14 protein-coding genes and 1 pseudogene are annotated in these 11,801 nt (G+C 45.1%); 6 read left to right on the forward strand and 9 right to left on the reverse strand.

Annotated features, from left to right (window positions below; all coding sequences use genetic code 11):
- Nucleotides 1-495: 495 nt before the first annotated feature.
- From E0E16_RS09690 to rpmH, 7 genes are all read right to left on the reverse strand, one after another.
- Complete coding sequence (locus tag E0E16_RS09690) at nt 496-1,011, reverse strand: 50S ribosomal protein L19 (RefSeq protein WP_130830140.1); 516 nt, start codon at nt 1,009-1,011, stop codon at nt 496-498.
- Nucleotides 1,012-1,033: 22 nt separating this feature from the next.
- Nucleotides 1,034-1,693, reverse strand: a complete 660-nt coding sequence (locus tag E0E16_RS09695; protein ID WP_028901755.1) for a NigD1/NigD2 family lipoprotein — start codon at nt 1,691-1,693, stop codon at nt 1,034-1,036.
- Nucleotides 1,686-2,837: a 1-acyl-sn-glycerol-3-phosphate acyltransferase gene (locus E0E16_RS09700; protein ID WP_130830141.1), complete on the reverse strand. Its 1,152-nt coding sequence runs from the start codon at nt 2,835-2,837 to the stop codon at nt 1,686-1,688. The genes E0E16_RS09695 and E0E16_RS09700 overlap by 8 nt, the downstream gene beginning before the upstream one ends.
- A gap of 105 nt (nt 2,838-2,942) precedes the next feature.
- Nucleotides 2,943-3,938 (reverse strand): D-alanine--D-alanine ligase, encoded by a 996-nt coding sequence (locus tag E0E16_RS09705; RefSeq protein ID WP_130830142.1) that lies wholly within the window; start codon nt 3,936-3,938, stop codon nt 2,943-2,945.
- 43 nt (nt 3,939-3,981) lie between these two features.
- Nucleotides 3,982-5,058: an RluA family pseudouridine synthase gene (locus tag E0E16_RS09710; RefSeq protein ID WP_130830143.1), complete on the reverse strand. Its 1,077-nt coding sequence runs from the start codon at nt 5,056-5,058 to the stop codon at nt 3,982-3,984.
- A gap of 3 nt (nt 5,059-5,061) precedes the next feature.
- Complete coding sequence (locus tag E0E16_RS09715; RefSeq protein ID WP_130830144.1) at nt 5,062-5,841, reverse strand: PASTA domain-containing protein; 780 nt, start codon at nt 5,839-5,841, stop codon at nt 5,062-5,064.
- A gap of 115 nt (nt 5,842-5,956) precedes the next feature.
- The gene (gene rpmH / locus E0E16_RS09720; protein WP_004336902.1) at nt 5,957-6,112 is read right to left on the reverse strand and encodes a 50S ribosomal protein L34; all 156 of its coding nucleotides are present in this window, start codon (nt 6,110-6,112) and stop codon (nt 5,957-5,959) included.
- A gap of 220 nt (nt 6,113-6,332) precedes the next feature.
- Here rpmH and efp point away from each other — a divergent pair, with 220 nt between their 5' ends.
- The 6 genes from efp to E0E16_RS09750 all read left to right on the forward strand — a co-directional run bounded on the left by efp (nt 6,333) and on the right by E0E16_RS09750 (nt 10,157).
- Nucleotides 6,333-6,899 carry an elongation factor P gene (gene efp / locus E0E16_RS09725; protein WP_060940589.1) on the forward strand — a complete coding sequence of 189 codons (567 nt, stop codon included), beginning with the start codon at nt 6,333-6,335 and terminating at the stop codon, nt 6,897-6,899.
- Nucleotides 6,900-7,046: 147 nt separating this feature from the next.
- Entirely contained in the window at nt 7,047-8,063 is a 1,017-nt protein-coding gene (locus E0E16_RS09730; RefSeq protein WP_130830145.1) for a glycosyltransferase family 2 protein, read from the forward strand.
- Between the two features lie 29 nt (nt 8,064-8,092).
- Nucleotides 8,093-8,788, forward strand: coding sequence for a RadC family protein (radC, locus tag E0E16_RS09735; protein WP_130830146.1), 696 nt, complete (start codon nt 8,093-8,095; stop codon nt 8,786-8,788).
- Nucleotides 8,789-8,880: 92 nt separating this feature from the next.
- Nucleotides 8,881-9,411, forward strand: a complete 531-nt coding sequence (locus tag E0E16_RS09740) for an RNA polymerase sigma factor (RefSeq protein ID WP_028901751.1) — start codon at nt 8,881-8,883, stop codon at nt 9,409-9,411.
- Entirely contained in the window at nt 9,392-9,712 is a 321-nt protein-coding gene (locus E0E16_RS09745; RefSeq protein ID WP_130830147.1) for a hypothetical protein, read from the forward strand. Before E0E16_RS09740 ends, E0E16_RS09745 begins: the two co-directional genes overlap by 20 nt.
- Before the next feature lie 52 nt (nt 9,713-9,764).
- A complete protein-coding gene (locus tag E0E16_RS09750) occupies nt 9,765-10,157 on the forward strand; it encodes a DUF6249 domain-containing protein (protein ID WP_130830148.1) in 393 nt (130 codons plus the stop codon).
- Nucleotides 10,158-10,735: 578 nt separating this feature from the next.
- Here E0E16_RS09750 and E0E16_RS09755 read toward each other — a convergent pair.
- Entirely contained in the window at nt 10,736-11,581 is an 846-nt protein-coding gene (locus E0E16_RS09755) for an IS3 family transposase (RefSeq protein WP_240048166.1), read from the reverse strand.
- A gap of 32 nt (nt 11,582-11,613) precedes the next feature.
- Nucleotides 11,614-11,801, reverse strand: a pseudogene (locus tag E0E16_RS13650) (hypothetical protein); the annotation flags it as partial.

Below are 11,801 nucleotides of genomic sequence, written 5' to 3' on the forward strand. Positions count from 1 at the left end.
CCATTGCATTGCTCATGGGCATTTTCGCTGACGAACAACTCTCGTTCATGATACATCAGGGAGTTCATGATTAATGACTGAAGGGTAACAAAACCCTCGCTGCTGCTTGTGTAATTCGAAAGAATTTCCGAAATTTGCGAATGTGTAAGTTTCATTTTTTTCTTTTTTAAAGTTATCAAATACAAAGATAAGAAAAAAGAAGCTTACACACTTTTATAGGACAGTACCTCTATTGATAATCAGAATGATATTAATTGAGATTTAAAAGCTTAGCTTTTGTATTCCAATTCATGACCTTTTGCATTGTAAAAGGTAAGCTTTTAAAACGCAAAAGGTAAGCTTTGATGGATAGAATAAGAAATATTTAGGACATTATTGGTTGAGCACGGCTCCATAGAGGCGAACGATTGGGTTATTCACCGTAAAACAGAACGGAGGTGCTTCCTATGCAGACTTGCTCGAATTTATGCTCCCTAAGTTTCGACAGAGCCCTTTTCACTTCGTTGTTATTACAACCATTGACTTTCGTTCCGGACTGACAGTTCCTTTGTGAATAAGCAACTCCATTTTTTTAATTTTCTTTCGGTGTAGGGATTTTGACAAGGCTGTGGCAAAATATTCAGGAAAATACAAGGCATCAATAATTGTTATTCGCTTCCTTGGTTTTCGACGCTTACCATCTATCATCAAATCCAATTCTGCCAAAGAGTTTGTCCTTATTAGAATTATCCCGGAAGTATTAGGCTTACAAATAATAACTTTCTCTGCCGCTGCTTTATCAACAACTATAATTGTGTCGATGGCATAGCTATTAAGGCAATCCAAACGCCGGGCTACAATCTGCTTTGCGGAATCTGACAACATCTCGGTTCGGGAAACCTGCAGTATAGAGTCATTGATTTCCATTCCATCTATTATAACAAGAGGATTATCTGAGTGTTCCTGCGTTTGTGCGAGCATGTTCAGTTGAACAAATGCCAAAGCAATGACCAATAATAGTTTTTCCCTCATGGCAATTTTATTGTTCTTTCAATCAGTACAACTCGAATGACTTTACCACCACTCCTTCATAAGTGTGGAGCAACAACTGAAGCCTCGTCCCCTTATGGAAAGCAGAAGTGGGAATACTGGCATAAAAATGTGTGGAATAGTATTCCGGAACCTGATTCTGTTGATGCCGGAATCGAAGGTAATAGGTCTTTGTCGCATCCCCATCGGTGACGATGGAATCGCAAACGACACCGACGGAATGGCGTTGTGTCTCATCAGACGTCGGACCGGTCTTGAGCATCAGACCGAGATTCAGGTATTTTCCGTTTTTGCTCAGCCACGCACTTTTGAAAATAACTGGGTCGTCGCCAGCAGAATCATCGTCAGAGGGTGTTGAGGGCTTCAACACCGGTACCCAGGAAATGGCCACGGGCTCATTCACCTCTCCTTTCTTATTATAATATAGCTGGGCGCGATAAACCGAATCGGGAGTGGTCGCCCAACTTGCGCTCAGAGGAACGGAAAGATTCACGATTTCGTCGTCGTCCGTCACGGCCGATACAAACTTCGCCGAGGCATCGGTCTTGGCCTCAACAAAGTCTGAACGCAGATAGGAAAAATCGGAATCGCCTGTCTCAAATGCATCATTTGTACAAGCTACCATTCCCAATACGGACAAAAACAACAGGAACTTCCTAATCATTGGCTTTCAGATAGTTTATCGCAGGATTGGCATACATGGTCAGAATACGGTTGCGGAGAAAGCGCTCGTCCTTGTTTGGCAAATCGATTTTGGCAATCTGGCCATCAAGATACTTCTCGAACGCGACCTTTTCCTCTGCTGAATATCTATCGGCAAATTCTGTTTTCCCATTCAACAGGTCGAGAGCCACGTAATTATTGGCATAAAGGTGATAGCGCTTGTGTATTTCCTGATCAATATGTCTCGCCACGACCTTGTAAAAATCTGCTTTGGACAAGTCAGCATCCAAAGACGATAAATAATCATCAATACATTCAGCGGCATGATAATGCACATGTCCCTTATACCCTTTGATACCGGTTAGCATGCTGACAACATCGTCTTGCGGAGCTTTCGTGAAGTCGGGATTATCGCGTCGCTGTTGAAATTCTTTCGCTTTCAAGAAATCGCAGGGATCATACTCGTATGATATGGAGAGTGGTACGATGTGCAAGGCTTTCAATCGCTCCATTACAGTACCTTCACCTCCCATAGTCATCATTTTGAGTACGGCTTCTGCCGTGCGGTCGTCAGAGTCTTTGGCACGCCCTTCTCGCTGTGCAATCCAAATATTCTCCTGCTTGTCGTTTATGGCAAAGTGCATGTATTCGGAGAGAGTCTTGCTGGCTTGCAACATCTGACGAAGTGGCAGATTTCTCAGAACGATAAAACTCTTATTCAGTCGAACTATGTCTTTTATCCAAGGGTATTTCAGTAAATTGTCGCCGATGGCTATTTCGCAAGTTGTCTTGAAACGATTATCAATGAGCAGAACATCGAGCAACGCCGAATCAAGCACAATATCCCTGTGATTGCTCATGAAAGTGTAGTTGGCATCGGGCTGAAGCCGTGATGCCTCCATCTCAAAGCCATTGCCCGACTTCTTCATAACGTCTTGGACAATACCGTAAATAAACATCTTCTGAAATTCGAGCAATGTCTTACAAGACAACAGCTGTTGTCTCAATCGTTCAATGGGATGAGTAGGGAAGACTTTCTTCAAGACTTCCAAAAACTGAGGATCGACGAGCAATCGCTCATAGACCTGTGGCAATTCCTCCGGGATAAACGGACGGATGTTGTTGAATTTTTCCGGTATTATCATAGCGAAGCATTTTTATGAAAGGCGAATAAGGAACGAGAGTTTACTATCAGTTGCATATTGGCTTTCTGCTCATCATTCGCACCATTATTTGTCTTCTCTCTTATTTTAGAACTGATTTTCCACTATTTCCGTCAGAACTTCTTTAATATCCAGTCCTGCCGCACGCACTTGTTGAGGAATAAAACTCGTTGCAGTCATGCCCGGCGTCGTGTTTACCTCGAGCATGTTTACCACATCCTTTCCCTCCTTATTCTTCGTGATGATGTAATCGATACGAATAATTCCATTGGCATGGAGTATGTCGTAAATCCGACTGGTCTGAGCTGCCACCTCTTTGGCGGTTTCGGGTGAGATGCGAGCAGGCGTTATCTCGTCCACCTCACCATTGTATTTGGCATTGTAATCGAAGAACTCATTACTTGTAACCACCTCGGTGGCAGGGAACACAACAGATTTATCCTTTGTTTTGTAAACACCTTGTGAGAGTTCCACACCATCGAGGAAGCCTTCGATCATCACTTCATCACTTTCCATGAAAGCCACGCGCAGTGCCGGTGCTATCTGGTCGGCATTCTTCACCTTTGAGACCCCAAAACTGCTTCCGTCTGCCGCAGGCTTCACGAAACAAGGCATGCCCAAACGCTTCTCAATCTCTTTCACGTCGTAAGCATCGCCACGGCGAAGCAAAACACTATCGGGCACTCGGATGCCAAACGTACTGAGATAGCGATTCAGAACATACTTATCGAAAGTCAGAGCCTCAACCAATACCCCACAAGTAGAATAAGGCAGATGAATAAGTTCGAAGTACCCCTGCATCACTCCGTTCTCTCCGGGTTGCCCGTGGATGGTGATATAAGCGTAATCAAACAAAACAAGTTTGCCGTTCTCTCTGAAAGAGAAGTCATTTTTATCAATTGGCGCCGTTGTTCCATCGTCTAAGTTCACATGCCAATCGGTTCCTTTGACATCTACAATATAAATATTGTATCTCTCCTTATCAAAGAAAGAGTACAAACCTTGCGCCGAACGCATGGAAACATCATGCTCAGAAGAATCTCCGCCACAAACAATAGCAATGGTTCGTTTCGTATTATTCATTTGTCGTTAATAATTTATCATCCTTATTTTATCTCACTGCAATTTACCGAAGCTCATTTCTGCCCCCGATATAGTTCCTCCATTTCTCTATCACCATGGCAAGGTCGGTGGGAAGTTCACTGGTGAAATCCATCTGCTTGCCCGAATGCGGATGAACAAAGCCCAACGTTCGAGCATGAAGTGCCTGCCGATTGCAAATCATCAGACAATTCCGTATAAAAGCTTTATAGCTGGCTGTACGTTGTCCGCGAATAATTTCCATACCACCATATTTCTCATCTCCAAAGAGTGGGTGTCCGATGTGCTTCATGTGCGCTCGAATTTGATGGGTACGCCCTGTTTCAAGAACACATTCCACAAGTGTTGTATATCCGAAACGTTCCAAAACCCTATAATGCGTTACCGCAGACTTTCCAATATCAGAATCGGATGGAAAGACGGTCATTCGCAAACGATCCTTAGGGTCTCGTGCAATGTTCCCTTCTATTCTGCCTTCGTTCTCCTTGAAATTACCCCACACCAACGCGTTGTAACTGCGATGAGTGGTTTTATTGAAGAACTGCTTGCCAAGAGCCGTCTTTGCATTGGGCACTTTGGCTATCACGAGCAGCCCACTTGTATCTTTATCTATTCGATGAACAAGTCCCACCTCCGGATCGTTGGGGTCGAAACCGACAAGATCTTTCAAATGCCAAGCCACCGCATTGATAAGCGTTCCGTGAAAGTTTCCGGCTCCGGGATGAACCACCAGTCCGGCAGGTTTATTTATCACCATGAGCCAGCTATCCTCATAGACGATATCGAGTGGAATATCCTCCGGCTCTATGGTATTATCATGCTTTGGGCGGTCGAGCATCAATGTGATAACATCATCGGGACGCACCTTATAGTTGCTCTTTACGGGGCTTCCGTTCACATGAATACAGCCTGCTTCTGCAGCCTTCTGTATGCGATTGCGACTGGAGTGCTGCATCCGTTCAAAGAGATACTTATCAATTCGCACAGTTTCCTGCCCTTTATCGACAACCACCCGGAAGTGCTCGTAGAGTTCTTTGTTGCCCGAAAAGCCATCTTCCACTTGCTGAAAATCATCCTCCAAAAAGTCTTCTTCGTCAATCATATTCTAATCAGCAGGCTTTGAACGGTTCTGTTCACCGGGAACAACCGTCGGAGCAGGTGGAACAGAAGGTACTGTACGAGGCAAATCTCTTTCTCCCTCCCTTATCTCGTTACCATTTTCATCGACCGGGACTTCCACCCATTCATATTCGTATTCATCTTCCGGTTCTTCCACTTCCACATCTTCATACCCAAACACGGGATGCAACGATGCCGTGTCGGTTACATCGCGAGTTCCATCACCCACTTGAATGATTACCACGGCATCGGCCGGGATGCGATCGCCCGCCTGAACATGTTTGCCATTCACCAAGATACCGTAAATCCAATCCTTTTCGCCCGGTATATATTCCGGTTCGCCCACCTTGAAACCCATGGAAAGAAGCTGTGCCTGTGCCTCCCTGAGCGAACTATTATCAATCAGGTCAGGCAGTTCCAACGTGGGAGCACTTGCGCCATTGATGGTTACGTAAACGACATGAGTGGACTTAATGCGTTTGCCTCCCACCGGCGTCTGTTCCAAGATGCAATCGGGTGGCAAGTCCTTCACATATCCGGTATCTGCCACCTCGATGGTCAGTCCCACTTTGCTCATGATATCTTGAGCTTCGTCGAATTGTTTGTGTATGACATTCGGCACGACAATCGATTCGCCGTGGCGGGTATAGAAGTCTATTCCGTACCTTACGCCCAGTGAGAGTATAACAACGAGGATAACAATCGCCAGAACATTGCCCCAGAGATATGTGCTGAAGAAATTATCAATGAATCTTCTTGATGCCATCCGTCTTTAACTGATAAATCGCTTATATCGGGCAAAGTTATAGAAAAAAACGGAAAGAAGCAAAGATTGCACTCTACTTCTTTCCGTTTTCACTTCCTTTTTCCTTGAGCCCGAATTATTTTCCGTGATGCTCGTCAGATACAGTTAATTTTTTGCGACCTTTGGCACGACGAGACGCCAATACACGACGACCGTTTTTTGTTGCCATTCTTTCGCGGAAGCCATGTTTGTTCACACGGCGACGGTTGTGAGGCTGAAATGTTCTTTTCATTGCTTTATTCTGTTTTTATTGTTATTGTGCAAGCCAACGCAAACGGCGGAATCGTTTCCAACGTTACGGGCTGCAAAATTACTTAAACTTTTTGAATTAACCAAGAAAACATTGATTTTTAGGTGAATAATTTATGTTTTTTTCTATAAATTGCTTAACTTTGCACCGCAAAACCATCCGTGGTATAAATAATAAGTAACAAATTATATATTAACAGTTTATGATTAATTCACAGGAAATCAAAATCGGAACATGTATCCGTCTTGATGGAAAGATTTGGACTTGCATCGACTTTCAACACAGGAAGCCAGGCAAGGGCAACACCGTTATGATTACAAAACTAAAGAACGTTGCTGACGGTCGTGTACTCGAACGCACTTTCCAAGTAGGTTTCAAACTCGAAGATGTACGCGTAGAGCGTCGCCCTTACCAATATCTCTACCAAGATTCAACGGGCTATATCTTTATGAACCAGGAGACTTTCGAGCAAATTCCTATCCCTCTCCACCAGATTACAGGAGCAGAGTTCATGAAGGAAGGTGATGTTGTTGAAGTGGTTACAGACACTTCCGATGGCACAATCCTCTCTGCCGAGATGCCAGTGAAGACCACCCTGAAGATTACACACAGCGAACCAGGAGTCAAAGGCAACACCGCAACCAACGCAACCAAGCCAGCTACACTTGAGACTGGCGCCGAAGTACGTGTGCCTCTATTCATCAACGAGGGCGAGACGATCCAGATCGACACCCGCGACGGCAGCTATCTTGGTCGAGTTAACGGCTAAAGCATAAAGAAGAGTAAAAAAGTAAAAGGCCAGAACAAGACTTTCTGATATTCAGAGCTTGAACATCAGAGTCTATCGTTCGCAACTTTTACCTTTTTACTCTTTTTCTTTTATCTGTCAGATTACAAACACTTCTTACGCTTTCCCATGAAATACAGCATCATTGTTCCCGTTTTCAATCGTCCAGACGAAGTGGATGAACTTCTTGAGAGTCTCGTCAATCAGGAGGAGAAGGATTTCGAGGTCATCATCGTTGAGGATGGCTCACAGATTCCGTGCGAGGACGTCTGCCGCAAATATGCCGACCAGCTCACACTCCGCTACTTCATGAAGCCCAACTCCGGTCCAGGGCAAAGTCGAAACTATGGTGCTGAACGTGCAGAAGGCGAATACCTCCTCATTCTCGACTCCGATGTCGTGCTCCCCAATGGCTATCTGAAGGCCGTCAGCGACGAGCTCGACCGCGAATCTGCCGATGCTTTCGGCGGACCTGACCGCGCCCACAACTCTTTCACCGACACACAGAAGGCCATTTCCTATTCCATGACGTCGTTCTTCACCACCGGAGGCATCCGGGGTGGCAAGAAGAAGCTCGACAAGTTCTACCCACGCTCCTTCAATATGGGAATCAGACGCGACGTATATATGGAATTGGGAGGATTCTCGAAGATGCGTTTCGGCGAGGACATCGACTTTTCCATTCGCATCTTCAAAGCCGGGAAACGCTGCCGACTGTTTCCCGAAGCATGGGTATGGCACAAGCGGCGCACCGACTTCCGGAAATTCTGGCGGCAAGTCTATAACAGTGGCATTGCACGCGTGAACCTTTACAAGAAATACCCGGAATCGTTGAAACTCGTACATCTGCTCCCAATGGTTTTCACACTCGGAGTGGCTCTGCTATTGGTCATCTCTCTGGTTGGGCTGGTGCTCGCAAACTGGTGGCTTGCTGCAACTCCGCTGCTGCTTCTGTTCGCCTATTACTATCTTAACGTTTGCTACAGTTGGTATTACTTTCACAATTTTAAGGCAAACATTCTGTCGGGCATTGCGGCCTACGTGCAACTCACAGGCTACGGCTGCGGATTCATAGAGGCTTGGTGGAAGAGATGCGTCAGGAAGCAAGACGAATTTACAGCCTACGAGAAGAACTTTTATAAATGAGGTAAAGGGCTTCACAAGGGGAACAAAACATGAACGAAACCGGAAAACTAAACATCAACGAATGGGCAGAAGAAGACCGACCGCGCGAGAAACTCATTCGATTGGGAGCGGAAGCCCTCAGCAACGCTGAATTATTGGGTATTCTCATTGGTTCCGGTTCAACGAAAGAGAGTGCCGTTGAACTCATGAAACGAGTACTGAGCGATTGCGACAACAATCTGAACAAACTCGGCAAACTTAGCATCCATGACCTTGAGCAATACAACGGATTGGGACCTGCGAAAGCCGTTGCCATCCTTGCCGCCTGCGAATTGGGGAAACGTCGTCAGGCTTCCGAAGCTGTGAAGCGGCAGGATTTGGGTTCAGCCATTGCCATTTACAACTTCATGCATACAAAGATGCAAGATTTGGACGTGGAGGAGGCATGGGTGTTGTTCATGAACCAAAACTACAAACTCATTGAAGCCAAACGCATCTCACACGGCGGACTCACGGAAACGGCTGTGGACATTCGTGTCATCATGAAAGAAGCCATACTGAAGAATGCAACGGTACTCGCCCTTTGCCATAACCATCCAAGCAACAACAACAGCCCCAGTACGGATGACGACAGACTGACGCGACGTGTGAAGGAAGCGTGCGAATTTATGCGGATTTATTTCCTCGACCACCTTATCATTACCGATGGGGCATACTTCTCTTATCGGGAAGAGGGAAAGCTATAATACGCTTTTCTTTTTATTTCATTTTTTTCTTATTCCCAAGTGTAATAATTTTCGGTTTTCATTGTCTATAGTGTAGAAAGTGGCAAAGAATAATGGAAGATAAAGAACTTGTAGAAAACATCCTGAGTGGTAATTTCTCTTTATACAAAGAGATTATGAAACGCTATTGGGGCATGGTTTTCGCAAATCTGTACAGATATGTAAGACGCGAAGATGCTGCGGAGGAATTTACCCAGCAAGCCTTCATCCGAGCTTATGCCCGACTTGACACATGGCAGGGAGCAACACTCGGATCATGGATTACAAGTATTGCAATAAACTTGGCAGTGAACGAAATGAATAAGGAGCGGCGACAAAAGACGCAACCCATTGAATCCATTCCGATAGCCGACAAGAACGATTATTCGGAAGAGCGAGAACAGCTGTTGCAAGCCGTGGAAGCCCGAATAGAGGAGCTGCCTTCCGGCGACAAAGCCATCATCAAACTGCATTACTACGAAGGCAGAAAAGCCGAAGAGATAGCCCGACAACTGGGAATGACCACCGGCAACGTATTGGTAAAATTGCATCGCATACGCGAAAAAATAAAGAAAGGAATAGAAAATGAAAGAACTGAACGATAAAGAATTGGATTTCCTAATTGGCAAAGTCATGCAACGGAAACAGACACGGGAAGATTTACAAGCATCGGCAATGATGACAATACAGGCGGAACGAAGAAAAGCAACCGCACGCAGATGGTTGAGAGCACTTGCCTTCGCGTTCGGAATCGCATCATTCATCGTAATTGTTACCGCCTCCGCCTATAGCATAATAACAAGCGAGAAATCAGTGGCGGTTACCTCTGGAATGATTGTCTTCCTCCTCTCCGTCGCTTACTGCTTACAACGTCAAATCGCCGATTTCTCTTTCGATGCAAAATGAGAAACCCTCCGAGACAAGAATTTAAAATGTATAACTAAAAAATAATAAAATCATGAACGGATTATCAGTAGGTTTAATTTGCTCCGTACTTGGAATTACATGTGGTATCATCGGTGTCATCACGAGTGCCTTGTTGGAATATAACAAGAACAAGAACGCCAGAATGATACGTCAGTCCATCATCGAAAATCACGTAGATAACGAAAAGGCAAAGCTCTTGGTAGAGCCTGACAAGCCCAAGAAAAAGGGCAAGTATGAAAGTCTGAGAATGGCATTATTGCTTATCGGCATGGGATTGGGCTATGTCTGCAACCTCCTCTTTGATATCCCCGCCGGCGACATCGGCTTTTGGATCGTACTCGCAACGGGAGTCGGAGTGGGACTGTTAGTGGCGTTCTTCATTCAAATGAAATTGGAGAAGTCGGAACCAACGGAAGCAGAATAATAAGTGATGGTTTCTTGAAACGAACGAACGCGGGAAAAGCCGATAGCTTCTCTCGCGTTTTTGTTTTGTGGTGCGACCACTAAGAACAAGTATGCCACCGTAAAGCTGAACGTCCGGTGATAGCGTGAGTCAGTTTTCACTCCTTATATCTCCTTCAGAATATTCGGATTGTAAATCTATTGATATCCAACAACTTACAAACTGTATTTCAAAAGCTTAGCTTTCGCGTTCCAAAAGCTAAGCTTTTGGTGTGCAATAGCTAAGCTTTTAAATCGCAATAGGTAAGCTTTTGTCTTTTCCTGAATTCACTTGTCAGATCTGACGATGTATTTCTGTTTTACTTGTCAAATATTTTCTTATTTACTGAATGACTTGACATTAACATTATATAGTTTAAATTTGAAGTCAGTGCACTTGCATAAAAGAAGATGGACAACACCTAAGTTCCGTCATATTTTCGGCAAGGTCTTAGGGGGCTCGATGCCCCCTGGGACCTTTGGTGAAGATGGCATAAGACCGTCGTTCGCCATATTTTCGGCGTTCCAAAGATACTTTATATTTTTCTTTTTTGCAAGCATTTATCTCTTTTTCCAAAGATTTCTCCCGGGCTGTTCGCCTCTATAGACATCCATCGGACATTTCATTCCTATGCTCATATGCGGTCGTCTGTAGTTGTAGAAGGCTATTGCCTTGGAGATTTCCATGTTGGCCTGGTCATAATCTCGGTACATCTCCTGCTGGTAAATCCACTCAACCTTAAAGGTTCCATTCGTCCTTTCCGCCACAGGATTGTCCGTAGGATTGTACCGTTCTGTCATACTAACCCTGATATGGTGGCACATAAGAGTTTCAACATATAGGTGGCAGGCGTATTGCGAACCTCTGTCAGAGTGGTGTATCGTTCCGCAGAGGTTGCCTCCTCCGGCTGCCTTAACTGCCATTAGCAATGCCTCCTTCGTATTTATAGCCTCCATGGTTTCGGATAAGCACCAGCCTATGACAGCATGTGAGTAAACATCTGTAATGAGATGGAGGTACAGGACGTTGCCGTAAATCCAAACGTAGGTTATGTCGGCTGCCCAAATGTGGTTAGCATACATTGCCGTAACACCTTGTACAAGATTAGGATACTTCCTATAAGGATGATTGGAGTCCGTTGTACGTCTTCGCTTGTTCTTGGGAAGCATAAGTCCTTCTGAAGCAAGTAGTTTTAAGAAGGAGTCGCGACCATGAGTAACATCTTCACCTAGCTCCGACTTGAGGAGGACGTGCAGTTTCACACCGCCTATCCCGGGACAGCAGGCACGATAGTAGAGTACATTGTCAACTATCAGTTTACGCCTTTGCCGCTCAGAAATCACAAGCTTGCTGCTTGCGTAATACCACTGGCGTTTCTTGCCAAACAGCCCACAGAGGAATTCCACGGATACACCGGGAAACTCCTCACGCAGCGCCGTTACTGTTTGGCACCATCTTTTTTTAAGATGCTGATACCCTCCTCGGATTCGGCTATCTCTATGAGTTTCTCATAGGCACGGCTGCGCATCTTCTCCAAAGACAATGCGTGTTGGAGGTTCACTATCTTCTGGCGCAATATCTCATTGTCTGTCAAATTCGTTTCTTTATGAGCCATACGATACCTCT

The sequence above is a fragment of the Prevotella rectalis genome (assembly GCF_900607215.1).
GTDB lineage: Bacteria > Bacteroidota > Bacteroidia > Bacteroidales > Bacteroidaceae > Prevotella > Prevotella brunnea.